The sequence below is a fragment of the Bradyrhizobium sp. YR681 genome, from assembly GCF_000282615.1.
Lineage (GTDB): Bacteria > Pseudomonadota > Alphaproteobacteria > Rhizobiales > Xanthobacteraceae > Bradyrhizobium.
In genome coordinates this window covers 37,594-60,859 of the sequence record NZ_AKIY01000259.1, presented here as the reverse complement: position 1 = coordinate 60,859, position 23,266 = coordinate 37,594, and the positions used below count along the sequence as shown (strand labels likewise).

At 65.7% G+C, this 23,266-nt stretch carries 22 protein-coding genes; 12 read left to right on the top strand and 10 right to left on the bottom strand.

The genetic code is table 11. From position 1 onward, the window contains the following. The first annotated feature begins 15 nt into the window (after window positions 1–15). The gene (locus PMI42_RS28190; RefSeq protein ID WP_008140639.1) at window positions 16–990 is read left to right on the top strand and encodes a flavin reductase; all 975 of its coding nucleotides are present in this window, start codon (window positions 16–18) and stop codon (window positions 988–990) included. Between the two features lie 50 nt (window positions 991–1,040). Then, window positions 1,041–1,751 carry an RraA family protein gene (locus PMI42_RS28185; RefSeq protein WP_008140636.1) on the top strand — a complete coding sequence of 237 codons (711 nt, stop codon included), beginning with the start codon at window positions 1,041–1,043 and terminating at the stop codon, window positions 1,749–1,751. Here PMI42_RS28185 and PMI42_RS28180 read toward each other — a convergent pair. From PMI42_RS28180 to PMI42_RS28170, 3 genes are all read right to left on the bottom strand, one after another. Next, window positions 1,748–2,698, bottom strand: a complete 951-nt coding sequence (locus tag PMI42_RS28180; protein ID WP_035966857.1) for an acetamidase/formamidase family protein — start codon at window positions 2,696–2,698, stop codon at window positions 1,748–1,750. The genes PMI42_RS28185 and PMI42_RS28180 overlap by 4 nt on opposite strands. 14 nt (window positions 2,699–2,712) lie before the next feature. Continuing rightward, window positions 2,713–4,131 (bottom strand): cytosine permease, encoded by a 1,419-nt coding sequence (locus PMI42_RS28175; RefSeq protein WP_008140631.1) that lies wholly within the window; start codon window positions 4,129–4,131, stop codon window positions 2,713–2,715. Between the two features lie 290 nt (window positions 4,132–4,421). Beyond that, complete coding sequence (locus PMI42_RS28170; RefSeq protein WP_081502960.1) at window positions 4,422–4,865, bottom strand: MarR family winged helix-turn-helix transcriptional regulator; 444 nt, start codon at window positions 4,863–4,865, stop codon at window positions 4,422–4,424. A gap of 217 nt (window positions 4,866–5,082) precedes the next feature. Between PMI42_RS28170 and PMI42_RS28165 the strand changes: the two genes are divergently transcribed. The 10 genes from PMI42_RS28165 to PMI42_RS28120 all read left to right on the top strand — a co-directional run bounded on the left by PMI42_RS28165 (window position 5,083) and on the right by PMI42_RS28120 (window position 15,963). Further along, complete coding sequence (locus tag PMI42_RS28165; protein WP_008140628.1) at window positions 5,083–6,360, top strand: amidohydrolase/deacetylase family metallohydrolase; 1,278 nt, start codon at window positions 5,083–5,085, stop codon at window positions 6,358–6,360. Between the two features lie 9 nt (window positions 6,361–6,369). Further along, window positions 6,370–8,763, top strand: coding sequence for a xanthine dehydrogenase family protein molybdopterin-binding subunit (locus PMI42_RS28160; RefSeq protein WP_008140626.1), 2,394 nt, complete (start codon window positions 6,370–6,372; stop codon window positions 8,761–8,763). Continuing rightward, window positions 8,760–9,596 (top strand): FAD binding domain-containing protein, encoded by an 837-nt coding sequence (locus PMI42_RS28155; RefSeq protein ID WP_008140623.1) that lies wholly within the window; start codon window positions 8,760–8,762, stop codon window positions 9,594–9,596. The genes PMI42_RS28160 and PMI42_RS28155 overlap by 4 nt, the downstream gene beginning before the upstream one ends. Further along, the gene (locus PMI42_RS28150) at window positions 9,593–10,786 is read left to right on the top strand and encodes a xanthine dehydrogenase family Fe-S subunit (RefSeq protein WP_008140621.1); all 1,194 of its coding nucleotides are present in this window, start codon (window positions 9,593–9,595) and stop codon (window positions 10,784–10,786) included. Before PMI42_RS28155 ends, PMI42_RS28150 begins: the two co-directional genes overlap by 4 nt. A 74-nt stretch (window positions 10,787–10,860) precedes the next feature. Then, the gene (locus PMI42_RS28145; protein ID WP_008140618.1) at window positions 10,861–12,015 is read left to right on the top strand and encodes an ABC transporter substrate-binding protein; all 1,155 of its coding nucleotides are present in this window, start codon (window positions 10,861–10,863) and stop codon (window positions 12,013–12,015) included. A gap of 222 nt (window positions 12,016–12,237) precedes the next feature. Next, entirely contained in the window at window positions 12,238–13,110 is an 873-nt protein-coding gene (locus PMI42_RS28140; protein WP_008140616.1) for a branched-chain amino acid ABC transporter permease, read from the top strand. Continuing rightward, complete coding sequence (locus PMI42_RS28135; RefSeq protein ID WP_008140615.1) at window positions 13,107–14,150, top strand: branched-chain amino acid ABC transporter permease; 1,044 nt, start codon at window positions 13,107–13,109, stop codon at window positions 14,148–14,150. The genes PMI42_RS28140 and PMI42_RS28135 overlap by 4 nt, the downstream gene beginning before the upstream one ends. Further along, window positions 14,150–14,932 (top strand): ABC transporter ATP-binding protein, encoded by a 783-nt coding sequence (locus PMI42_RS28130; protein ID WP_008140613.1) that lies wholly within the window; start codon window positions 14,150–14,152, stop codon window positions 14,930–14,932. The genes PMI42_RS28135 and PMI42_RS28130 overlap by 1 nt, the downstream gene beginning before the upstream one ends. After that, window positions 14,925–15,629 carry an ABC transporter ATP-binding protein gene (locus tag PMI42_RS28125; RefSeq protein ID WP_008140611.1) on the top strand — a complete coding sequence of 235 codons (705 nt, stop codon included), beginning with the start codon at window positions 14,925–14,927 and terminating at the stop codon, window positions 15,627–15,629. The genes PMI42_RS28130 and PMI42_RS28125 overlap by 8 nt, the downstream gene beginning before the upstream one ends. Continuing rightward, window positions 15,601–15,963 carry a Rieske (2Fe-2S) protein gene (locus PMI42_RS28120; protein ID WP_008140609.1) on the top strand — a complete coding sequence of 121 codons (363 nt, stop codon included), beginning with the start codon at window positions 15,601–15,603 and terminating at the stop codon, window positions 15,961–15,963. Before PMI42_RS28125 ends, PMI42_RS28120 begins: the two co-directional genes overlap by 29 nt. Window positions 15,964–16,070: 107 nt before the next feature. Here PMI42_RS28120 and PMI42_RS28115 read toward each other — a convergent pair whose 3' ends face one another. From PMI42_RS28115 to PMI42_RS28085, 7 genes are all read right to left on the bottom strand, one after another. Next, window positions 16,071–16,925 carry an alpha/beta hydrolase gene (locus tag PMI42_RS28115; RefSeq protein WP_008140605.1) on the bottom strand — a complete coding sequence of 285 codons (855 nt, stop codon included), beginning with the start codon at window positions 16,923–16,925 and terminating at the stop codon, window positions 16,071–16,073. Between the two features lie 101 nt (window positions 16,926–17,026). Continuing rightward, window positions 17,027–17,314: a YciI family protein gene (locus tag PMI42_RS28110; RefSeq protein WP_008140604.1), complete on the bottom strand. Its 288-nt coding sequence runs from the start codon at window positions 17,312–17,314 to the stop codon at window positions 17,027–17,029. Window positions 17,315–17,390: 76 nt separating this feature from the next. Continuing rightward, window positions 17,391–18,365: a sugar ABC transporter substrate-binding protein gene (locus tag PMI42_RS28105; RefSeq protein ID WP_008140601.1), complete on the bottom strand. Its 975-nt coding sequence runs from the start codon at window positions 18,363–18,365 to the stop codon at window positions 17,391–17,393. 42 nt (window positions 18,366–18,407) lie between these two features. Continuing rightward, the gene (locus PMI42_RS28100; protein ID WP_008140599.1) at window positions 18,408–19,385 is read right to left on the bottom strand and encodes an ABC transporter permease; all 978 of its coding nucleotides are present in this window, start codon (window positions 19,383–19,385) and stop codon (window positions 18,408–18,410) included. Then, complete coding sequence (locus PMI42_RS28095) at window positions 19,382–20,332, bottom strand: ABC transporter permease (protein WP_008140597.1); 951 nt, start codon at window positions 20,330–20,332, stop codon at window positions 19,382–19,384. The genes PMI42_RS28100 and PMI42_RS28095 overlap by 4 nt, the downstream gene beginning before the upstream one ends. Beyond that, window positions 20,325–21,848: a sugar ABC transporter ATP-binding protein gene (locus PMI42_RS28090; RefSeq protein WP_008140595.1), complete on the bottom strand. Its 1,524-nt coding sequence runs from the start codon at window positions 21,846–21,848 to the stop codon at window positions 20,325–20,327. The genes PMI42_RS28095 and PMI42_RS28090 overlap by 8 nt, the downstream gene beginning before the upstream one ends. 10 nt (window positions 21,849–21,858) lie before the next feature. After that, complete coding sequence (locus tag PMI42_RS28085; RefSeq protein ID WP_008140593.1) at window positions 21,859–23,253, bottom strand: FAD-linked oxidase C-terminal domain-containing protein; 1,395 nt, start codon at window positions 23,251–23,253, stop codon at window positions 21,859–21,861. Window positions 23,254–23,266 lie beyond the last annotated feature (13 nt).

Below are 23,266 nucleotides of genomic sequence, written 5' to 3'. Positions count from 1 at the left end.
TGAACGGAGTTGCCAATGAGATTGCCGATCGAGAGTGGAGACCCCCGTGTCGAGATGGAAGGCTTTCGGCGCAGTCTCGCCGAATTCGCAACCGGCGTCACTGTCATCTCGACATCGACGGGCGGCGAGCGCTTCGGCCTGACATCGAACTCGTTCACCTCGGTCTCGCTCGATCCGCCGCTGGTGCTGTGGTCGATCCGCCGCGAGAGCAAGAGTTTTGCCGCCTTCGCGGCGTGCTCCCACTTTGCCGTGAACGTCCTTGCCGAAGATCAGATCGAGCTGTCGCAGCGTTTTGCGCGATCGGGACCGGACAAGTTTGGGGATCTCGACTGCGATGCAGGCGAGGGCGCTGCGCCGCTGCTCGCTGGCGTCGCCGCCTCATTCGAATGTGTCTGCCGCCAGACCCTCGATGGCGGCGATCATCTCATCCTGATCGGCGAGGTCGTGCGCTACCATCGTCACGATCGGCGGCCGCTGCTGTTCGTCAAGGGAGGCTATGCTGTCTCGGCCGAGCATCCCGATATGCGCGCTTTCGCCGGCGGAAGCGCGGACCGGTCCGACGGCAGCGAGGAGCGCGTGCTGTCCAACCTGATGATCCGCGCCTACAGCAGCATTGCCTCGCGGCTGGAGCAGGGACGGCAGACGGAAGGGCTCGGCCTCACGCTGATGCAGGCGCGGCTGCTGCGTGCCGCGGCGACATCACCTGATCGCACGCTCGATGCGTTGATGCCGGAGCTGTTCCTCGATTTCGGCGCCAGCCGCAGCCTTCTCGAATCGGTCGTGTCGCTGGGGCTCGTGGCCGTCGACGATCACGGCCGCATTCGTCTGACCGCGGCGGGCGAGGAGCGTCTTCGCGCAATCGTGGCCCATGCGCGCGCCAACGAAGCGATCCTGTTCCAGGGCATCCCGGACAGCGATCTCGCAACCGTCAGGCGCGTTCTCAGCACAATGGTTTCGACGCAGCTCGGCGCGCCGGCGGTTGCCCAATGACACGCTATCGCCGCTGACGAGACCATTCCCACCTTCGAAAGGACATCACAATGCAATCAGTCGTCTACACACGAATTCCCCGGCTCGATCCCGCGCTTGTCGCGCGCGCCAACCGCATCAATGTCGCCGATCTGCATGAGGGATTGGGCGCGGTGGTCGGGCGGCAATGCCTGATGCAGCCGCAGATGCGCGCGCTGTTCCCGACGGCCCGGATCTGCGGCCAGGCGATCACCTCGTTCAACTTTCCCGGCGACAATCTCATGCTGCATGCCGCCTTCCGGGTCGCAGCGCCCGGGGACATTCTCGTGCTGACCAATGGCGGCTCGCCGCAGGGCGCGCTGTGGGGCGAGATCGCAACCTACTACAGCCGGATCAGGAAACTCGGCGGCGCCGTGATCGACGGCGCGATGCGGGATTCCCTGCAAATCACCGAGATGGCGTTTCCGGTGTTCGCCTCCTGCATCTCGGTGTCCTATCCCGGCAAGCGCGGCCCCGGCGCGGTCAATGTGCCCGTGGTCGTATCGGGCGTGACCGTCAATCCCGGCGACCTGATCGTCGGCGATGCCGACGGCGTCATGGCGATCCCGCCTGCTCAGGTCGAGGCCGCCGTTCGCAATGCCGAGGCGCGGGTGGCGAAGGAGGCCGAGATCAAGCGGCGGCTCGATGAGGGGCAGACGCTTTACGACGTGGCGGGGATGAAGAGCCTGTTCGAAGCCGCCGGCATCGTCGAGATCGACGCGGTCTGGAGCGATCGGGCCTAGATTTGCTTCAGGGGCATGCGGGACTTCGCCAGCACGCAGTGAATGCCCTTGTTGCCATCGACCAGCTGTGTGACCCTGAGGTCCGCGGCGATCGAGCAGAGCGTATAGGCATCCTGCGCGCTGAGGCCGCTGTGCTCGCGGATCAGCGCGATCATGTCGCGCAGCGCGGCCTTGGCGGCATCGTCGAGATCCTCGTCAAAGCCCATGGTGATCCAGTCCGACGCCGTCTCGGCGCGCGGGGAGGAGAGCTTGAGATCGCGGCGGATGTGGAATTCGAAGGTGCCTGTCAGTGCGGCCTCGATCGCGGTCAGACAGACTTCGCCGTCGCCCTGCAGCGCGTGACCGTCGCCGGCGGAGAACAATGCGCCCGGCACGAACACCGGAAAATACAGCGTGCTGCCGGCGCCGAGCTCCTTGTTGTCCATGTTGCCTCCGAATGCGCGCGGCTCCTTCGAGGACAGCCGGCCCCAGGCGAGCGGCGGCGCGACACCGAAATTGCCGAAGAAGGGGGAGAGCGGCAGCTCCTGCCCCCAGGGCAGTTTTGCGATGTTGCGCGCGCGGTCGAGCGGAATGTGGATGCGGCGGAACTCCGGGAAATCCTCCGGCAGGGTGCCGAGCGTCGGCACCTGGATGTTCCAGCCCCAATTGCAGCGCAGCTGGATGTCGAGGACGCGCACTTCGAGCACGTCGCCGGGCTCGGCGCCCTCGATGGCGACGGGACCGGTGAGGAGATGCGGCCCCGGACCGCGGAAGGCGCTGGCGAGCACCTCCGCATGTCCGGGAACGCTATCATAGCCGAGCGACGGATCGGGCAGATCGTCCGGTTCGCCCGAGAGCGTCTCGATGGTCACCCGGTCTCCGGATACAATCCGGAGCACCGGTTTCAGCCGTCCATCCCAGAGTCCCCACTGGACGTTGCCGGGTGTGGATCGCAGAAAATGGTCCATCGATGTATCAGCCGCTACCTGCCTGCGCTGCTGGCAACGATCGAGGAGGGCGACGTCACGAGCTTGCCGAGCCCGAGATAGACGAGGCCCGCAACCCCGATGCCGAACAGCCAGCTCAGATCGGCGCCGCCGAGCAGGTTGGTCGAGATCGGCCCCTGGAGCGCGCCGACAAGGCCGTCTTCGACCAGCCATCCGGCGACGAGGCCCGCGAAGAAGGCGATCATGCCGGCCCAGTTGATGTCGCCATAGGCGCTGGTCTCGGGCGAACGATAGAGCTCGGCGACCTCGATCTTGCCTTTCCGCTTGATGAAGAAGTCCGCCAGCACCACACCGGCCCACGGGCTCATCCACAGCAGGAGGCTGATCATCCAGTTGTCGAACGCCTTCGCAAAGGACGGCGCGAAGATGAAGTACAGCGTGACCAGATAACCGGCGACGCCGACGATGACGGTGAGCCAGAAGCGCGAGAATTTCAGCCCCGCGCTCAGGGCAGCCAGCGTCGCCGAATAGACGTTGAGGATGTTGGTGGCGATCGGGCCGTGCAGCACCATCAAGAGCACGAGGATGCTGACCGGTCCGCCGAACACCGCGCTCACCATCTTGGCGGGATCGGTGTCCAGCGTCGTCGAGGCGATGGTCGCGCCGAGAATGCCGAGCCAGACCGTCGGCACGAACATGCCGATATAGCTGTACCAGAACACGGATTTCGACGACACGTTGCGCGGCACGAAGCGCGAATAGTCGGAGGCCCAGGTCACCCAGGAAATACCCCAGCCGACGCCGATCGCGGTCATCAGCAGGGTCAGCATCGCCAGATGCGCGCCCGGCGGCAGCGAGGTGGTGAGACCCCAGTTGACGACGCCGGGACGCGTCCACGCCAATACGCTCATCAGCACCATGATGGCGATGGTGGGCGGCACGGTGTATTTCTCGAAGGTGCGGATCGCATAGAAGCCGTAGATGCCGATCAGCACCTGGACGGCCATCACCAGCGTGATGACGACGATCTCGATGAACCAGGTGTCGGGCATGCCGAACTGGCCGAGGATGCCCATCGAGACCTTCACCGGGAAGTAGGTGTTCACGCCGATCCAGCCCAGCGTCATCACGAACATCAGGATGCTGGGCAAATAGGCGCCGCGGACGCCGAAGGCGGAGCGGCTCAAGACCATCTGGTTGACGCCGGTCTTGTGCCCCATCACCGTGAAGGTCGCGAAGATCGCGCAGCCCACGATGTTGCCGAGCACGATGACCGCGATCGTCTCCATCAGGCCGAGTTTCAGAATGATGCCGAGCGCACCGAGCGCCCAGTTGACCGGCGCGATGTTGGCGCCGGCCCAGATCCACATCTGCTGCGGGCCGGTCGAGTCCCGGTCCGCATCCGGAATTGGTTCAATGCTGTGAATATCAGCGCGAAGTTCGGAATCCGTCATGACATCCCCCAATACGAAGCACGCTTCGCATCATCGCAGCATAAATCGTGCCATTGGTCGTGAAGCCGCTGGAACAAGGGCGTGCGCCGATACCGGAGGGAACGCGCCTCGCGCCGGATTGCACTTGAAATTTCAAGCGCGCTCCGACCTCACGCGCCGGCTCGCCTCTGCAAGTTTGCGGCAGTGTTGGTCCGTTTGAGCTTGCCGGCAAAAGGCGGAGGAGGTCGCTCAGCCGGGCAGCGGTGCGATGATAAATTGAGCAGCCCCACTTAAAACTGCAGCAGCAGCCGCTAATCGAATAGGGCAGCGGCGCTGTCGCGAGTTGGGTTGCCGGCGACGATGCGCTGCATCATTTCGATGAAGAGCGCCTGTTCCCGCTCGCTCAAATCGCCAAGCGTCGCGCGATGCGCCTGCCGCGCCGCGCCCTCGATCTTGACCAATAGGGCGGCGCCCTCAGGCGTCAACCGGCACAGACGCGCGCGGCGATCGTCCTTGTTGACGGCGCGCTCGACCAGATGTCGCGCGGCGAGCCGCTTCAATGCGCCTGTTGTCGTGGTCCGGTCGAGGGCGATATCGGCCGCCAAAGTGGTCTGATCGGCGGTTTCGCGCACCGCCAGCGCCGAGAGCAGGCTGTATTGCAGCGGCGTGACCTCGAACGCGCCGCAGGCATCCTGAAACAGCGCGACGTGAATCTGATGCAGCCGCCGGATCAGATAGCCGGGACGTTGCGACAATGGCCAGGGGCGATGCCTAGCCCCCTTGGCCCCGCTGCGACGCTTCTGTGCTTGCCGCAATGCACGCTCTCCCAACCCAAAACTCCGACGCGCTTAGCTCGATTCGAACGCGCTCGCCACCGCCAGATCATGGCACGAAGCTTGCTTTTGTAAAATACGAAGCATGCTTCGTAATTCGGGCGGCGAGCCGCCTGGGCGAGAGATAGAGGAGAGCGCCATGTCCGTCACTGCCAGCTTCGATCTCTTGCTGCAAGGCGGCCGGGTGATCTGCCCGGCCTCGGGCGTGGACGGTCTCAGGGACGTCGCCATCCGCAATGGCAAGATCGCGGCCGTCGCGGCGGATATCCTGCCGACCAGCGCGAAGGAGGTCGTCGATGTCGGCGGCAAGCTGGTGCTGCCCGGGCTGATCGACACCCATGCGCATGTCTATCAATATGTCTCGGGACGTTTCGGCATGAACCCCGACATGGTCGGCGTGGAGTCGGGTGTGACGACGGTGATCGACCAGGGTGGCCCGTCCTGCATGACGCTGCCGGGCTTTCGTCATTTCATCGCCGAGCCGTCCCATACGCGCGTCTACGCCTTCCTGTCGGCCTATCTCGTTGGCGGGCTTGAGGGACACTTCTATCCGCAGCTCTACAGCCCCGACGGCGTCGACATCGACGCGACCGTCAAGGCGGCGACGGCCAATCTCGACATCGTGCGCGGCATCAAGGCCCACGCCGAGATCGGCGGCTTCGCGCGCTGGGGCATCCGCGTCATCGAGATGGCGGCGGAGATCGGCAAGCGTGCCGATCTGCCGGTCTATGTGCATTTCGGCCAGCTGTGGGGCCTGCCCGAGAGCGGCGCCAATGGCGAGGATGCCGACACCATCCTCACGCGCGTGATCCCGCTGCTGCGCGAAGGCGACGTGCTCGCTCATCCCTTCACGCGCCATCCCGGCGGCTTCGTCAACCGCGAGGGCGAGGTGCATCCGGTGATCCAGGCCGCGCTCGACCGTGGCCTGAAGGTCGATGTCGGCCACGGCAGCCATTTCTCCTACCGGCTCGCGAAGAAGGCGATCGCCGCCGGCATCATTCCGACCACGCTCGGCGCCGACATTCACGGCTACAACACCCATGTGCCCGCGCCGGCCGGGACGCCGGACCAGCACGAGGACGAGGAGAACCATCCGTTCGCCGGCCAGGCAAAATTCAGCCTGGTCCAGGCGATGAGCTCGATGATGGCGCTCGGCCTGTCGCTGGAGCAGGTGGTCCCCATGGTCACCTCCAATCCGGCCAAGATGCTCGGCCGCAGCGCCGAGATCGGCGCGCTCAGGGTCGGCATGGACGCCGACGTCTCCGTGCTCTCCGAGAAGAACGGCCGCTTCGTTCTGACCGACAACGAGAAGAACGAGGTGATCGCCGAGCGCCTGCTGCAGCCGGCCTTCTGTCTGCGCGCCGGCACGCGCTTCGACGCGGTCGCACCGATCCTGCCGCAGGCCGTCGCGGCGTAAGGCCGCGCGGTGAAGGAGGGCGCCGAGGTGCGCAACGAGCGAGAGTTTCCTCACGGCAAGTCCGGGCAGGGCGTGGGCGCGCGGCTGCCGCGGAAGGAGGACGACCGCCTGATGCGCGGCCGCGGCCAGTATGTCGCCGACATCAGGCTCGCGGGCCTCCAGGACGTCGCCTTCGTGCGCAGCCCGATGGCGCATGCGCGGATTCGCGGCATCCACGTGCCCGAACGCTATCGCGGCAGCGTGTTCACGGCAGCCGATCTCGTCGGCATCAAGCCGATCCGCGCGGTCTCGGGGCTTCCCGGCTTCAAGATCTCCGAGCAGCCGGTGCTCGCCACCGGCAAGGTGCGCCAGGTCGGTGAGCTCGTCGCCATGTGCCTCGCGCCGACGCGGGCCGAGGCCGAGGACATCGCGGCCTCCGTGACGCTCGATCTGGAAGAGCTGCCCGCCATCACCGACATGCTGAAGGCGCGCGAGCCCGGCTCGGCGCTGGTGCACGAGCATTGGGGCGACAACGTCTTCCTCGAGACCAATTACGAGGTCGATATCTCCGCCGCGCTCGACGCGCCGATCAAGCTGACGCGCGAGATTTCGACGGCGCGGCAATGCATGTCGCCGCTGGAGGGGCGCGGCGTGGTTGCGACCTTCGAGCGTCGGCTCGATCAGCTCACGCTGCATTCGGCGGCGCAGATGCCCCACATCACGCGCAGCGGGCTTGCCGAATGCCTCGGCATGGAAGAGGGCCAGATCCGCATCATCTCGCCGGATGTCGGCGGCGGCTTTGGCCACAAGGGAATTCTGCTGCCCGAAGAGGTCTGCCTGTCCTGGCTGACGATGCAGCGCGGCCATCCCGTGCGCTGGACCGAGGACCGCCGCGAGCATCTCGTCGCCAGCTCCAATTGCCGCGAGCATCATTACAAGATCACGGTCTATGCCGACCGCGACGGTACGCTGCGTGGCATCGATTGCGAAGCGACGGTGGATTCCGGCGCCTACTCGTCCTATCCGTTCTCGGCGTGTCTGGAAGCCGCGCAGGTCGCGAGCATTCTGCCCGGTCCGTACAAGATGCCGGCCTATCGCTGCCGCACCTTCTCGGTCGCCACCAACAAATGTCCGATCCTGCCGTATCGCGGCGTCGCGCGCACCGGCGTCTGCTTTGCGCTGGAGCTGATGCTCGATCTCGTGGCGGCCGAAGCCGGGCTTGAACCCGGCGAGGTGCGGCTGCGCAATCTGGTGCTGCCGGACGAAATGCCGTTTGACAACATCACCAGGAAGCACTTTGACAGCGGCGATTATCCGGAAGCGATGCGTCGCGCGCTGGCTGCCATCGATATCGCTTCCATTCGCGCCAAACAGAGCCAGGGCGAGACCGATGGCCGCCGCATCGGCGTCGGCGTCTCCATCTATTGCGAGCAAGCCGCGCACGGCACCTCCGTCTATTCCGGCTGGGGCATTCCGATGGTCCCGGGCCACGAGCAGGCCTCGGCGCGGTTGACGCCGGACGGTGGCCTCGAATTGCGCGTCGGCGTGCATTCGCACGGGCAGGGCATGGAGACGACGCTGGCCCAGGTCGCGCATGAGATGCTGGGCATCGACGTCGCAAAGATCCGCATCATCCTCGGCGACACCGCGATGACGCCCTATTCGACCGGCACCTGGGGTTCGCGCTCGATGGTGATGGCGGGCGGTGCGGTCGCCACCGCCTGCCGCGAACTCGGCGAGCGTGCGCTGCGCATCGGCGCCAAGTTGTTGCAACACGATCCGGCCTCGGTGGTGTTGCAGAACGGCGAGGTGCGCGGCGTCAATGGCAGCGTCAGCATTCAAACGATCGCGCACACCTGGTATCGCCGCCCGCAGGATCTCCCGGCCGATGTCGATCCCGGCGGGCTGGAAGTGACGCAGGGCTACAAGCCGGTGCGCGACAGCGGCACCTTCAGCTACGCCGCGCATGCGGCCGTGGTCGCGGTCGACCCCGATGTCGGCGAGGTCGAGATCCTCGACTACGTGATCGTCGAGGACGGCGGCGTTCTGGTCAATCCGCTCGTCGTTGACGGCCAGATCTATGGCGGCCTCGCGCAAGGCATCGGCACTGCCCTTTACGAGGAGATGCCGTTCGATGCCTCCGGCCAGCCGCTGGCGACGACGCTCGCCGATTATCTGCTGCCGGGCGCGACCGAGGTGCCCGCCGCGCGTCTTGATCACATGGAGACGCCGTCGCCCTATACGCAGTTCGGCGTCAAGGGAATCGGCGAGGGCGGTGCGATCGCGCCGCCGGCCGCGATTGCCAACGCCGTCAACGACGCGCTGCGCCCGCTCGGCGTCGAGCTGATGCAGTCGCCGATCACGCCGCACCGTGTCGTCGAAGCCGTGCTGGCGGCGCGCACAGCCGAAAGGAGCGCGGCATGAAGCCGGCTCCTTTCCGCTACGAGCGCCCGCGCGATCTCAATGCGGCTCTGTCGATGCTGGCCGCAAGCAGCGGTTTTGCAAAGATCATCGCCGGCGGCCAGTCGCTCGGGCCGATGCTCAATCTGCGGCTGGTGCAGCCGGAGCTGATCGTGGACATCTCCGGCCTTGCCGAGCTCAAGCGTGCCGAAATATCCGGTGGCGAACTGGTGCTCGGCGCCCTGGTCACCCATGCCGATATCGAGGATGGGCGTACGGCCGATGTGACCCGGGGCGCGATGCGCGCCGTCGCAGCCAACATCGCTTATCGCGCGGTGCGCAACCGCGGCACCATCGGCGGCTCGCTCAGCCACGCCGATCCCGCGGCGGACTGGATTTCTTCGCTCGCGGCCCTGGGCGCGCGGGTGACGCTGCGCAGTCTCGCCGGCGCACGCACGATGGCGATCGAGGCCTTTGTTGTCGGCGCCCTTGAATCCGCGCTGCAAGCGGGCGAGATTGTCGAGGCGATCCACGTGCCGGTGCGCGCGGCGTCAGCCCATTGGGGCTATGCCAAGAGCTGCCGCAAGACCGGCGAGTTCGCCCACGCCATCGGCGCGGTGCTGGTCGATCCTTCCGCCGCTTCGGCGCGAATCGTGATCGGCGCGATCGACACGACGCCGATCGTCGTCACCGATGCCGCGGAGTTGTTCGGCGGCAGGATCGCGGCCGACTACAAGCAGCGCTTCGATGCCCGCGTCGCCGACGCGCTGCTCACAAAGGCCGGCATCGACGACGCCACCCAGCGCCATATCCATGTCAGCGTGCTGAAGCGCGCCGTCCTGGAGGCCGCGGCATGAATACGATCGCACTTCAGGTCAATCGCCGTGCGGTGGAGCTACCGGCCGAGCCGCGCACCAGCCTTGCCGATTTCGTCCGCGACAAGCTCGATCTGACCGGCACTCATCTCGGCTGCGAGCACGGCGTCTGCGGCGCCTGCACCGTGCTGCTCGACGGCGTGCCGGCGCGCTCCTGCATCACCTATGCGGTGGCCTGCGAGGGCGCCGATATCACCACCATCGAAGGCCTCGACGAGGACGAGGTCACGACCGAGCTGCGCGCCGCCTTCACCCGCGAACACGCCCTGCAATGCGGCTATTGCACCCCGGGGATGCTGGTTTCCGCGCGCGACCTGGTGCTGCGTCTGCCGGATTCTGACGAGCGGCGCATTCGCGTCGGCCTCAGCGGCAATCTCTGCCGCTGCACCGGCTATGTCGGCATCGTCAGGGCGGTGCAGTCCGTGATCGAGGCGAGGCGCGCGCGCAACATCGCGCCGCAGACAGGTGGCGGCCGGACCAGCCTCGGGCCCGCCGGATCGGGGCGGGCGACGTCCAGCTCAAGCGAGTCGGGGCCTGCGCGGCAGGCGTTGGCGCCTGAAACAGAGAGTGCCGCACCGGTCAGAATTCCCGACTTCACGCCGGCAACCGTCCTCGACCAACGCTTCACGCTGCCGCACGCGCCGGCAAAGGTGTTTGCGATGTTCGACGATATCGCGGGCATCGCGGCCTGCCTTCCCGGCGTCTCGCTGACGGCGCCGCCAAGGCCGGAGCGCGTGGAAGGGATGATCAGCGTCAGGCTCGGTCCGATCGCCGCGTCCTTCGAGGGCGCAGCGCGGGTCGAACGCGATCCTGCAACGCTCTCGGGGCGCATCGTCGGCATCGGCACCGACCAGCGCAGCCATTCGGCGACGCAAGGTGAGATCCGTTATCGCCTGTTGCCGCTCGAAGGCGGCGCGGCGACCGCCGTTGAACTCGCGATCGGCTACACGCTGACGGGAATGCTGGCCCAGGTCGGCCGGCCCGGCCTGGTGCGCGATCTCGCCAAGCGCCTGGTTGCGGAGTTCGCGGGCAATCTCGATCGCCGCATGTCCGGTGCACCGTCTGAACCGACGGCTGCGGCGGAGCTCAGTGGCTGGTCGATTGTTTCAGGCGTTCTGCGCGCCCGGGTGGCGCGCATGTTTGGCCGCGTCGGAAAAGGTGGCGCGGAATGATCGGCGTGCCGGCGCCGGAGAGTGACGAAGTCTGAACTGCTAGACATCAACAGCGTGGGATTTGGAGAGACAACATGACACGAGCACTCGGACTGGTTGGGACAATCGCTCTGGCGACGGCCCTGGTCGGCGGCACGGCAGGGGCGCAGACCATCAAGATCGGCGTCAACGAGCCGCTCACCGGCGCGTTCGCGGCGTCCGGCACCTACGTCGTCAATGGCGCCAAGATCGCCGCCGACGAGATCAACGCCAAGGGCGGCATTCTCGGCAAGAAGATCGAGCTCGTCATCGAGGACAACAAGAGCAACCCGACGGAAGCCGCCGCCGTCGCCGAAAAGCTTATCACCAGTGACAAGGTGCCGGTGCTGATGGGCGCCTGGGGCTCGAGCCTGACGCTCGCGGTGATGCCGAAGCTGATGGAGTACGAGACCCCGATGGTGGTGGAGACCTCGTCCTCGGGCAAGATTACGACGACCGGCAATCCCTTCATCTTCCGCATCTCGCCGCCCTCGGCGGTCGAGGCCGCCGCGTTCAAGGGCATCGTCGACAAGCTCGCGCTGAAGAAGGTGGACTTCCTCGTCATCAACAACGACTGGGGCCGCGGCACCGCCGAGGACTTCAGCAAGATGATGAAGGACAAGGGCATCACCATCGGCCTGGTCGAAACCATGGACCAGGGCGCGCAGGACATGAGCGCCCAGCTCTCCAAGATCAAGAGCTCGGATTCCGAGACTGTGATCGTCACGACCGCTGTCGACCAGCTCACGCTGATCTTCAAGCAGGCCGCTGCGCTCGGCCTGAAGAAGCGCATCATCACCACCGGCGGCTCGCAGAACCCGGACCAGATCATCGCGCAGGCCGGTGCTGCCGCCAACGGTACCATGCATCTGACCACGTTCCTGCCGTGGTTCCCGGACAAGACGCCGAACCCGGAAGCCACCAACTACTTCATCACCGAATGGAAGAAGCGCGGCTTCGAGTTCGCCGGCTGCACCGAAAGCTTCCGCGGCTATGACGGCATCCGCACCGCCGCGGCCGCGATCGAGAAGGCCGGCAAGGCCGAGCCCGCTGCGATCAAGGCGGCGTTCTGGGACATCAACATCAAGGGCCTGAACGGCGACATCGTGTTCCGCAAGTCCGGCCCCGAAGGCAAGGAGAGCGGGCAGAGCCAGCCGAACGTCTATCTGATCGAGATCAACGACGGCAAGGTCGAGATGAAGACGCTCTAACGTACTTCGTCGGGGCGAGGGCGGCACACTGCCACTCTCGCCTGACTACGTAAGGGTATCGCATATGAAGAAAAGCGTGGCGGGCAGCTTGCCTGCGGCCCATCCTTCGAGACGCCCGCCTGCGGCGGGCCCTCAGGATGAGGTCGCGTTTTGCGGCGAGATCTCAGAGCTCATCCGGCAGCTTCGCGCTGTCATTTGCGAACGACTCATTCGGGAACAGCCTTGAGCGAGTTTCTCCAGCATCTGGTCAACATGCTCGTGCTCGGCGGCACCTATGCGCTGCTGGGCATCGGGCTGACCTTGATCTTCGGCATCATGAATGTCGTGAATTTCACGCACGGCATCCTGTACACGTTCGGCGCCTACATCATGTTCATCGTGGTGCAGCAGTTCGGGCTGAACTTCTTCCTGGCATTGCCCGTGGCGGTGCTGGCCGGATGGCTGCTGGGCGCCGCCATCGAGCTGACGTTGCTGCGGCCGCTGCGCGGCTCCGACATCGACACCACGATGCTGGTGATGATCGGCGCCTGGATTGCGATGCAGTCCGGCACGTTGTGGATCTGGGGCGGTGTCGCCAAATCGGTGACGACGCCGTTTCCCGAAGCGCCGCTGGTGCTCGGGCCGGTGTCGGTATCCTGGCTGCGCCTGTTCGTCCTTGCCGCCGCGGCGATGCTGATCCTGGTGACGTATCTGCTCATCAACAAGACCAGCCTGGGACGCGCGATGCGTGCGACGTTCCAGGACCACGACACGGCCTCGCTGATGGGCGTCAATGTCGACATGATCTACACCTCGACCTTCGCGATTGGCTCCAGCCTCGCCGCCGCCGCAGGCGCTCTGCTCGGGCCGGTTTACGTGATCTTCCCGCAGATGGGGGACCTCGCCGCCGTCAAGGCCTTCGCCATCGTCATCCTCGGCGGTCTCGGCAACATCACCGGCGCGGTGATCGGCGGCTTCATCCTGGCGCTCGCCGAGGAGCTCGGCGCCGGCTACGTCTCTTCAGGCTATCGCGACGCCATGGGCTTCGTGATCATCATCGCGGTCCTCATCTTCAAGCCGACCGGCCTGTTCGCGCGCGCGGAGCGCGTCGGATGAGGATCGTCGTCACCATTCTTGCCGTCGCAGCGCTTGCCTCGGTGCCGCTCTGGCTGCGCGATCCCTATCTGCTCAACGCGCTGATCACGACCGGCATCTTCGTCATCGGTGCGATGAGCCTCAACCTTCTGCTCGGCTTCACCGGCCAGCTCAGCCTCGGTCACATCGCCTTCTTTGGCATCGGCGCCTATGTCAGCGCGTTGACATCGCTTGGCTTCGACGCCGGTCTGCCCGGAGGCTTCCGTCTGGTCCACACGCCCTGGCCGCCCGTCGTCGGCTTCGTGCTCGCGATCCTGGCCGCCGGATTGTGCGGCTATTTCGTCGGGTTGCTCTCGTTCCGGGTTCGCGGAGCCTATTTCGTCATTGTCACGATCTCCTTTGCCGAAGTCGTTCGGCTGGTCGCGTTGAACTGGGTTGAGCTGACGCAGGGACCGCTGGCGCTGACCAATATTCCCTCTATCGCGCTGCCTTTGCCCGGATTCGGTGAGCTGACGCTGCGCACCAAGATGCATAACTACTATCTCGTGCTGGTCGTGGCGCTCATCGCCTATCTCCTGATCGCGCGCCTCGTTCGCTCCCATTTCGGCCGCGCCATGCGCGGGCTGATGGAGAACGAGACGCTCGCCGTCTCCGTCGGCATCGACGTCACCAGGACGCTGACGATCGCAGCCGTGATCTCGGCCGCGATCGCAGGTGCCGCCGGCAGCCTTTACGCGCATTACATCCGGATCATCGACCCCGAGGTCTTCGCCTTCATCAACACCGTCACGATGGTGATCATGGTGATCTCCGGCGGCAAGGGCTCGCTCGCCGGGCCCGTCGTCGGCGGCCTGATCTTCGGGCTGCTGCCGGTCGCGCTGCGTCCGGTCATGGCGCCGGAGGCGCAGTGGATCGCCTATGGCGGCGTGCTGATCGCCATCCTGTTCGTGCTGCCGCGCGGCATCGTGCCGTCGCTCGCGCAGCGGTTTGCCAGGCGGCGCGGGACGACCGCGCTGGCGCCGGTCGCGCTCACTGAAACCGGCGCCAAGGAGCCGGCGTGATGACGGCGCGCAGCGTTGCCATGACGATCGATCAGGTCGCCGTCCGGTTCGGCGGGCTGGTTGCGATCTCCGATATGAGCTTTACGGTCGGCGAGGGCGAGATCGTCAGCCTGATCGGGCCGAACGGCGCCGGCAAGACCACCGCCTTCAACGTCATGACCGGCTTCCTGACGCCGAGCGCAGGCCACGTCACCTATCAGGGCACAACGCTCACCGGGTTGAAGCCGCACGAGATCGCCGATCTCGGCCTGATCCGCACCTTCCAGCGCACTTCCGTGTTTCCCAACGACACCGTCTACGACAATTTGCTGATCGGGCTGCACCGACAGGGCCGGGTCCGGCTGCTCGATGCCATCCTTGGCCTGCCCGGCGCTCGTGCCTCGGAGCGCAAGCTGCGGCAGCGCGCGAGCGAGCTGATCGAATGGGTCGGGCTCGAACGCCGGGCTCACGACCTTGCCGGCTCGCTCTCCTACGGCGAGCAGCGCCTCGTCGGCGTCGCGCTGGCGCTTGCGGCCGAGCCCTCGATGCTGCTGCTCGACGAGCCGGTCTCGGGCATGAATGCGTCCGAAACCCACCGGTTTGTCGAGCTGATCCGCAGCATCCGCGATCGCGGCATCACGATCCTGCTGGTCGAGCACGACATGCCGATGGTGATGACCGTCTCGGACCGCATCGTGGTGCTCAACTATGGCCGCATCATCGCGGAAGGAACGCCCGACGTGATCCGCAACGATCCCGCCGTGATCGAGGCCTATCTCGGACACGGAGCGGCCCGTGCTTGAGATCCGCGACATGGTGTGCGGCTATGGCGGCGTCACCGCGCTGCGCGGCATCTCGCTCGATGTGAAGGCAGGCCAACTGGTTGCCCTGATCGGCGCCAACGGCGCCGGCAAGAGCACGACTTTGCGCGCGATTTCCGGCCTCGTGCCGCCGCGCGCAGGCCAAATGCGATTCGAAGGCATCGACATCACCGGCGCGAAGCCGCCGCGCGTGCTGGCGAGCGGCATTGCGCATTGTCCGGAGGGACGGCGGGTGTTTCCGCACATGAGCGTCGAGGAAAATCTCGACATGGGGGCCTACCTCCGTCGTGGTTTTGGCGAAATCGCGGCTGATCGCGACCGCATCTACACGGAATTTCCGCGGCTCGCCGAGCGGCGCCGGCAGGCTGCGGGCACGCTGTCCGGCGGCGAGCAGCAGATGCTCGCGATCGGGCGCGCGCTGATGTCGCGGCCGCGGCTGATCATGTTCGACGAGCCCTCGCTCGGGCTCGCGCCCAACATCGTCGAGCGCACCTTTGCCATCATCCGCGGCATTCGCGATGCCGGCACCACGGTGCTGCTGGTCGAGCAGAACGCGTTCGCGGCGCTGGAGATGTGCGACCATGCCTATCTGCTCGAGAACGGCCGCATCGTGCTGTCGGGCCCAGGCGCCGAGCTGATCGAGAACGAGCATGTGCGGAAAGCCTACCTCGGTGGATGACGGGGCAAGCGAGACCGGATGGATTCCGGTCTGCGATCTCGCCCGGCTGAAAGCAGAGACGATTGTTCGTGTCGCAGGCCGCGACATGCTCGTGATCTGGAACGACGGCAATGTCGTCGCCTGCGACCGCGCATGCCCGCATGAACAGGCCGATCTCGGTCGCGGGCAGGTGACGGCGGGGCGGCTGCTCTGCCCGCGCCATGCCGCATCATTCGATCTGCGTGACGGGGCGATCACTGCGGGATGGCCGAGCCCGCCGTTGCGGCTCTATCCGGTCAGGATCACGGGCGAGAAAATCTGGATTGAAACGTCCCAGCGACGGTCGGGGCGATGATGACATCATGCTCCTGTTTTGCCCGACGTGTCAAAGTCACGAGCACCGTGGATTTCCCGTTCAAAAACAAGGGCATCTCTACTGTGCATGGGGTTGTTTTCAAATTTTTAGCCCAACAGTTGGCGAGCAGCCTCCACCAGAACGCCATCCGGCCGCCGCAGCGCCTCGAGAATGGTGAAATGATCCGCGCCTTCGACCGGGATGAGTCGGCCCGGTGCCTTCGCGGCCATGCGCTTCTCGTGGAGATCGATTGAATCGCAGACGAGCGCCGGCAGCTCGTTGCTGCCATAGGCGATGTCGAGCCGCTTGTTCGTCACGGGCAAGCGAAGCGGCGAGAGGCGGGCGATTTCCTCCTCCGTCAGCTTCAGCGCGTTGTTGAGCCCGGTATCGCGGATCGGCGCGAGATCGTAGACGCCCGATAGCGCAAGCCCCGCATGGACGCGCGGATGGTCCAGCGCCATTGCGGCGAGATGGGCGCCGGCGGACCAGCCCGACAGCACGACCGGTCCGGCGATGCCATGGGAGGCACCGTGCGCGGCGAGCCAGTCGAGCGCGCGGGGGATCTCGGCGACGATGTCGGTGAGCGACACCTCCGGCGCCAGCGAATAGCCGGGAATGGCGACCGACCAGCCATGCGCGGCAACGCCTTCAACCAGCATGGCGAACAACTCGCGTGAGTTGCGCTGCCAATAGCCGCCATGCAGGAACACCAGGCAGGGCGCATCGGGCCGAGCGGCCGGATAGAGGTCGATCTTGTTGTTGGCCCGCTCGCCGTAAGGCAGGTCGAGATGGGATTTCAGCGTGCCTCGCAGCCGGCCCGACGTCTCGTTCCGCTCCGCGATCAGGGCCGCGCTGTTCTTGACGGCCCCGTTGTTGTCATAGGCGGCGTTGCGTTCTTCTTGGGACAGCGTAGCCCAATTGGTACGGGGATCGAGCGGCCGATGTGTCGAACTGTCTACCATGGAGTCTCCGGAGCGTAGGACGCCCTGGCATGGCTGGGATCGGCGTCGCTTTCTCCTGTCTGCCACGAATCCCGTTCGAATTGAACATCGATCGCGACCGCTCAACCCTGGCGGCGCAGAAAGCCCGTGATCGTGACTTTTTCCCAGATCCCGGCCGCGGCAAAGGGATCGGCGCGGTTGAAGGCCTCGACCTCGCTACGGCCCGGCGCCTCGATCAGGAACAGGCTGCCGATCATGGTCGCGCCATCGTCGGAGACGAGCGGTCCTGACATCACGATCTTGACGCCGAAGCGTGAGGTGTCGCCGAGGAAGGCCTTGTGGGCATCGTAATTGGCGAGCCGGGTCGGCAACGCGGCGGCGCGGTCGAGGGCATGAATGGCGAACAGCATGGTATCTCCGTTTTCTTCCTTGGACTCTTGGGACGGCCGCGGGAGCGGCCGTCCGGGTTTGCGGTGATGGATCCGCCTACTTGGCGCTGAGCTTGCCGGCCTCCTCGAAGGTCGGGCAGGTCCGCTGTTCCAGCGGCACGTCGAACGGCTGGTAATTGTCCTTGGTGATGACGGTCGGCTTCAGCACGATCTCGTTGATGACGGGCTGGTTGCGCAGGGAGCGGATCGCCATCATGGTGCCGAGGCAGCCCTGTGCAAATCCGTTGTAGTCGCCGCTTGCGAGCAGCTTGCCGGACTTGATCGCATCGATCGCCTCCTTGGTGCCGTTGATGCCGATCACCTGGGCCTTGCGGTTGGCACCGTCGAGCGCCTCGATGGCGCCGACCGCCATGGCGTCGTTGGCGGCGAGCACGCCGTCGATCTGCGGGTTCGACTGCATCAAATTCTCCATGACCTGAAGCGCCTGCAGCCGCTGGTAGTTGCCGGGCTGCGAGGCCAGCAGCTTGGCGCCCGCGTTCTCCTTCAGCGCGTCGTTGAAGCCGCGAACGCGGTCGACATTGGTCAGCGAGCCTTTGACGCCCTCGATGATGACGATGTTGCCCTTGCCGCCCAGCGTCTTGAGCAGGAAGCGCGCGGTCTCGAGGCCAAGGCTGTAATCGTCGGCGCCGATGAAGGAGAGGAACTTGCCGCCGGCGGAGCGATCGGTGATGTTGACGACCGGGATCTTGGCGTCGTTGATCTTCTCGACGCCGGGCACCATCGCCTTGTAGTCAACAGGCGTGAACACGATCGCACTCGGCTTCTTCACCACGACGTCCTCGATCTGGCTGAGCTGCTCGGGGATGGAGTCGGGCCTGGTCGGGATGTATTGCAGCGTCTTGGCGTTCAGCACCTTCGCCATGTTGTCGGCGCCGACCCGCACGGTCTGGAAGAACGGGTTGGTCTGGTTCTTGGTGAAGACCGCGATGGTCTCGCCGTCGGCATGCGCCTTCGTGGTGAATGCGGCCGCCAGCAGCAGCGGTAGTGCCAGATGTCTCAGGGTCCGTTTCATGTTGCCTCCATCCCTCATTTTGATTGTTGGTCGTCCAGGAACTCATTGCGCGCGGCGGCGCGTCTTCATGTCGAGCCAGACCGCGAGAATGACGATGATGCCGGTCACGAGCGGCTGCCAATTGGCGCTGACCGACAGCAAATTCATGCCGTTCAGCACAAGCGTCAGGATCAGCGCACCGATGAAGGTGCCGAACACGGTGCCGACGCCACCGAACAGCGAGGTGCCGCCGATCAGCACCGCAGCGATCGCCGGCAGCGTCAAGCTTTCGCCGATGTCGGCTTCGGCCGAATTGAGCCGCGACAGGAAGATGATCGAGGCGAGCCCCGCCATGGTGCCTGATACCGCGTAGACCAGCAGCAGGCGCCGCGCGACCGGAATGCCGGAAAGGCGGGCGGCGACCGGATTGGCGCCGATCGCATAGATCTCCTGGCCCCAGACCGTCCGCTGCGCAAACAGCGTTCCGATCCCGAGGAACACCAGCAGCAGATAGACCGGGATCGGCAGGCCGAACAGATAGCCGCTGCCGATCTGGCGAAAACCTGCCGGGAAGCCGTGCAGCGTTTCGCCCGCCATGTACCAATAGGTCAGGCCGTTCAGCACCCAGAGCATGCCGTAGGTAGCGATGAACGAGGGGATGCGCAGCGCGGTGACCATGATGCCGTTGAGGAGACCAACGATGCCGCCGCAGGCGAGCCCGGTGAGGATGCCGAGCGCCGGCGAGCCGGTCTTGTGGATCACGGTGCCGGCGATGCAGGCGGACAGCGCGACATTGGCGCCAACGGACAGGTCGAGCCCCGCGGTCAGCACCACCAGCGTCAGGCCGGAGGCGATGAAGAAGGTCAGGCTCGCCTGTCTCAGCACATTGAGGATGTTGCCGAGGCTCAGGAAGGACTCGCTGAGCACGGCGAGCACCGCGCAGATCAAGAGCGCCGCGAGCAGGCGATAGAACACCTGGATCGCGTCCTGCGAGATGAACGAGCGAGGCGGCATCACGGTCTCTTTGGCGATGTCGGTCATGCGCGGCTCCTGATACCGTCGAGGAACAGGGCAACGATGACGAGGACGCCGACGCTCGCGACCTGGACCGAAGAGGGCATCGAGATCAGGTTCAATCCGTTGCGCAGCACGCCTACCGCGATGACGCCGAGCAACGTGCCGAGCAGCCAGCCATTGCCGCGCTCGAACGAGGTGCCGCCGACTGCGACGGCCGCGATGGCATCGAATTCGAGGCCGAGGCCGGCGGTCGGATGACCGGAATTCATCCGCGCGGTCATCAAGAGGCCCGCGATGCCGGCCATGGCGCCGCCGATCGCGTAGACCGCGATCAAGAGCTTGTTCGGCGAGAGGCCGGCATAGCGCAGCGCCTCGCGGTTGCCGCCGAGCGCGAAGATGTAGGTGCCGAAGCGCGTGTGATAGAGCAGAGCGTGAAAGGCTGCGTAGGTCAAGAGTGCCATCACGATCGGCACGGGCACGCCGACAAGTGTCGCCGAATAAATGTCACGCACGCTGTGGGGGATGCCGACCACGCTCTGGCCGTCGCTGACGATCAGCGACAGGCCCTGCGCCATGCCGAGCGTGCCCAGCGTCGCGACGAAGGGCGGAATGCCCAGGATCGCAACCAGCCAGCCATTGGCGATGCCGAAGGCCGTGCCGACCAGCAGGCCCGCACCCAGGCCCAGCAGCATCGATTTGGTCGCGAGCGACACGATCGCGACGCACAGCGAGGTTAGCGTCAGCACCGCGCCCATCGACAGGTCCAGTCCCTCGGTCATGATGATCAGCGTCATCGGCAGCGCCAGCATGGTGAGAATGGTCGACTGCACCAGCACGTTGGAGAGGTTGGCGACCGACAGGAAGCCGGGCGCGACCGCGCTGAATAGCGCGATCAACAGCACCAGCACGATGGCAACGCCGGGAATGCGTTGCAGCGGATTGGGCTCCGAGACGACCGCGGCCTCACGCATGATGCATCCCCAGTCGCACGATGTTCTCCTCGGTCAGTTCGTTGCGGATCAGGTGTCCGGCAATGCGCCCCTCGCGCATCACATAGGCGCGGTCGCAGACATGGCAGATCTCGACCTGCTCGGACGAGATCATCAGAGCAGCGGCGCCCTCGGCGACCAGGCGGTCGATCAAGGCAAAAATCTCGGACTTGGCGCCGATATCGATGCCCCGCGTCGGTTCGTCGAAGATGAAGAGCTTTGACCCGGCCGCCAACCATTTGCCGATCACCACCTTCTGCTGGTTGCCGCCGGAGAGCAGGCCGACGGTCTGTCGTGCGCTCGGCGTTGCGATGCGCAGCTGCCGGATCAGGCCGTCGGCGGTCCGCCGCGCGCTGCGCTGATCGAACAGGCCGCTAGGGAACAGCTTTCGCAGCGCCGACACCACAAGGTTGTCGCTCACCGAGCGGAGCAGCGCGAGGCCCTCGCTCTTGCGGCTCTCCGGGATCAGCGCGATGCCGCGGCGCGCGGCGAGGTCAGGCTCGCCGGACATGGCCTTGCCGTCGAAGACGATCTCGCCTGACGTCACGGGATCGGCGCCGAAGATCGCGCGTGCGACCTCGCTGCGGCCGGAGCCGACCAGGCCGCACAGGCCGACGATCTCGCCGCGGCGCACCTCGATGTTGATGTCCGAGATGCCGGTCGATGAGCTCAGGCCCTTGACCTCGAGCAGCAGCTCGCCGGGCTTGCCGGCGAAATTGCGCGGATAGGTCATGTCGACGTTGCGGCCGACCATCATGCGCACCAGCTGGTCCGGCGTGACGTCGGCAGGTTTGACGCCGTCGATGCGGCGGCCGTCACGCAGCACGGTGATGCGGTCGCCGAGTGCGAACACTTCGGCCATGCGATGGGAGATGTAGACGATGGAGACGCCATCGGCCTTCAGCCGCGCGATCAGCGCGAACAGCAACTCGGTCTCGCGATCGGACAGTGCCGCGGTCGGCTCGTCCATGACGAGAATGCGGGCGTTCTGGCTGATCGCCTTGGCGATCTCGACCATCTGCTGCTGTGCGACGCCGAGCTTGTCGACGGTGGTGGAGGGATCAATGTCGAAACCGATCATGTCCAACACGCGCTTGGCATCGGCCAATATCCTGCGCCGGTCGATGGTTCCGGGGATGCGACCCTTCGGCTCGCGGCCGAGAAAGATGTTCTGGGCGATGTCGAGATGGGGGACCAGCGAGAACTCCTGGAAGATCACGGCAATGCCGAGCTTCTGCGCGTCCGCCGTCGAGTTGATCGCGACCTTGTCGCCCTTGTAATAGAACTCGCCGGCATCGGCGCGGTAGGCGCCGCACAGCACCTTCATCAGGCTCGACTTGCCGGCGCCGTTCTCACCCAGCAGCATGTGGACTTCGCCGGGGAAGACGGCAAAGGACACGTCGTCCAGCGCCTTGACGCCGGGAAATTCCTTGCTGATGCCGCGCAGCTCCAGCAGCGGGGTGGACGAGGTGGCTTCGATCGGGAGCGCGTCGCTCATGCCGTTTCACTCATGACTTGGCTCCGCTCGCAAAGATCTTGCCAGGGTTCATCAATCCGTTTGGATCGAGAGCAGTCTTGATCGACCGCATCACATCCACGGCCTCGCCGAGCTCGTTGGTAAGATAATCGATCTTGCCGAGCCCGATGCCGTGCTCACCGGTGCAGGTGCCGTCCATGGCGATCGCGCGGGCGACCATGCGGGCCTGGAGCGCCTTGGCGCCCTCGGCTTCTTCCGGCCTGGCGGGATCGATCAGGATCAGCATGTGGAAATTACCGTCGCCGACATGGCCGACGATCGGGGCCGTGAGCCCTTGCTCGTCCGCGTCGCGGCGGGTCTCGGTCAGGCATTCCGCCAGCCGCGAGATAGGCACGCAGACATCGGTGATCACGGCGCGCGCGCCGGGCCGCAAGCCCAGGCCCGCATAGAGCGTGTTGTCGCGGGCATGCCACAGCCGGCTGCGATCCTCCTGCGCCTTGGCCCAGGCGAAGCCGTGACCGCCATGGTCGGCGGCGATCGCCTCCGCGGCCTCGGCCTGCTCGGCGACAGAGGCCCCGGAGCCGTGGAATTCGAAGAACAAAGTGGGGGCCTCGCGATAGCCGAGCCTTGCGTAGGCGTTGATGCCGCGCATCATGACGTCGTCGACGAGCTCGATACGCGCCACGGGGATCGCGGACTGGATCACGGAGATCGCGGTATCGACGGCATTGTGCAGGGTGTCGAAGCTGCAGACCGCGGCCGAGATCGCCTGCGGCACCGGGTGTACCTTGAGCGTGATCTCGGTGATGAGTCCGAGCGTTCCCTCGGCGCCGACGAACATGCGCGTCAGGTCATAGCCGGCGGCCGATTTCCGCGCGCGCTGGGCGGTGCGGATGATGCGTCCATCGGCCAGCACCACCTCCAGCGCCATGACGTTGTCCTTCATGGTACCGTAACGCACCGCCATCGTGCCGGATGCACGCGTGGAGGTCATGCCGCCAATCGAGGCGTCGGCACCGGGATCGATCGGAAAGAAGAGTCCGGTGCCGCGCAGCTCGGCATTGAGCTGCTTTCGCGTGATGCCGGGCTGTACCACGACGTCCATGTCGCTGTCGTGCACGTTGAGCACCTTGTTCATGCGCGCGAAGTCGAAACAGACGCCGCCGGCAACCGCGGCGGCATTGCCTTCGAGCGAGGTGCCGGCGCCGAACGGGACGATCGGCATGCCCGCGGCAGCGCAGAGCTTGACGATCTCCGCGACCTCCTGCGTCGTCTCGGGGAACACGACGATGTCGGGCGGCAGGCTCTGGTAGTGCGACTCGCTCTGCCCGTGCTGATCGAGCACGCCGCGCGCGACGCTCGCGCGTGGGCCGATCATGCCGGTGAGGCGATCGGCCAATATGCTCGTGCTGACCCGCGGTCCCATCCTCAGCTCCGTC

What these genes read in the sequence shown, in the direction of transcription:
- PMI42_RS28190 (WP_008140639.1), top strand. Translation starts at nt 16, where the DNA reads ATGAGATTGCCGATCGAGAGTGGAGACCCCCGTGTCGAGATGGAAGGC.
- PMI42_RS28185 (WP_008140636.1), top strand. Translation starts at nt 1,041, where the DNA reads ATGCAATCAGTCGTCTACACACGAATTCCCCGGCTCGATCCCGCGCTT.
- PMI42_RS28180 (WP_035966857.1), bottom strand. Translation starts at nt 2,698, where the DNA reads ATGGACCATTTTCTGCGATCCACACCCGGCAACGTCCAGTGGGGACTC.
- PMI42_RS28175 (WP_008140631.1), bottom strand. Translation starts at nt 4,131, where the DNA reads ATGACGGATTCCGAACTTCGCGCTGATATTCACAGCATTGAACCAATT.
- PMI42_RS28165 (WP_008140628.1), top strand. Translation starts at nt 5,083, where the DNA reads ATGTCCGTCACTGCCAGCTTCGATCTCTTGCTGCAAGGCGGCCGGGTG.
- PMI42_RS28155 (WP_008140623.1), top strand. Translation starts at nt 8,760, where the DNA reads ATGAAGCCGGCTCCTTTCCGCTACGAGCGCCCGCGCGATCTCAATGCG.
- PMI42_RS28150 (WP_008140621.1), top strand. Translation starts at nt 9,593, where the DNA reads ATGAATACGATCGCACTTCAGGTCAATCGCCGTGCGGTGGAGCTACCG.
- PMI42_RS28145 (WP_008140618.1), top strand. Translation starts at nt 10,861, where the DNA reads ATGACACGAGCACTCGGACTGGTTGGGACAATCGCTCTGGCGACGGCC.
- PMI42_RS28135 (WP_008140615.1), top strand. Translation starts at nt 13,107, where the DNA reads ATGAGGATCGTCGTCACCATTCTTGCCGTCGCAGCGCTTGCCTCGGTG.
- PMI42_RS28130 (WP_008140613.1), top strand. Translation starts at nt 14,150, where the DNA reads ATGACGGCGCGCAGCGTTGCCATGACGATCGATCAGGTCGCCGTCCGG.
- PMI42_RS28120 (WP_008140609.1), top strand. Translation starts at nt 15,601, where the DNA reads ATGTGCGGAAAGCCTACCTCGGTGGATGACGGGGCAAGCGAGACCGGA.
- PMI42_RS28115 (WP_008140605.1), bottom strand. Translation starts at nt 16,925, where the DNA reads ATGGTAGACAGTTCGACACATCGGCCGCTCGATCCCCGTACCAATTGG.
- PMI42_RS28110 (WP_008140604.1), bottom strand. Translation starts at nt 17,314, where the DNA reads ATGCTGTTCGCCATTCATGCCCTCGACCGCGCCGCCGCGTTGCCGACC.
- PMI42_RS28105 (WP_008140601.1), bottom strand. Translation starts at nt 18,365, where the DNA reads ATGAAACGGACCCTGAGACATCTGGCACTACCGCTGCTGCTGGCGGCC.
- PMI42_RS28100 (WP_008140599.1), bottom strand. Translation starts at nt 19,385, where the DNA reads ATGACCGACATCGCCAAAGAGACCGTGATGCCGCCTCGCTCGTTCATC.
- PMI42_RS28095 (WP_008140597.1), bottom strand. Translation starts at nt 20,332, where the DNA reads ATGCGTGAGGCCGCGGTCGTCTCGGAGCCCAATCCGCTGCAACGCATT.
- PMI42_RS28090 (WP_008140595.1), bottom strand. Translation starts at nt 21,848, where the DNA reads ATGAGCGACGCGCTCCCGATCGAAGCCACCTCGTCCACCCCGCTGCTG.
- PMI42_RS28085 (WP_008140593.1), bottom strand. Translation starts at nt 23,253, where the DNA reads ATGGGACCGCGGGTCAGCACGAGCATATTGGCCGATCGCCTCACCGGC.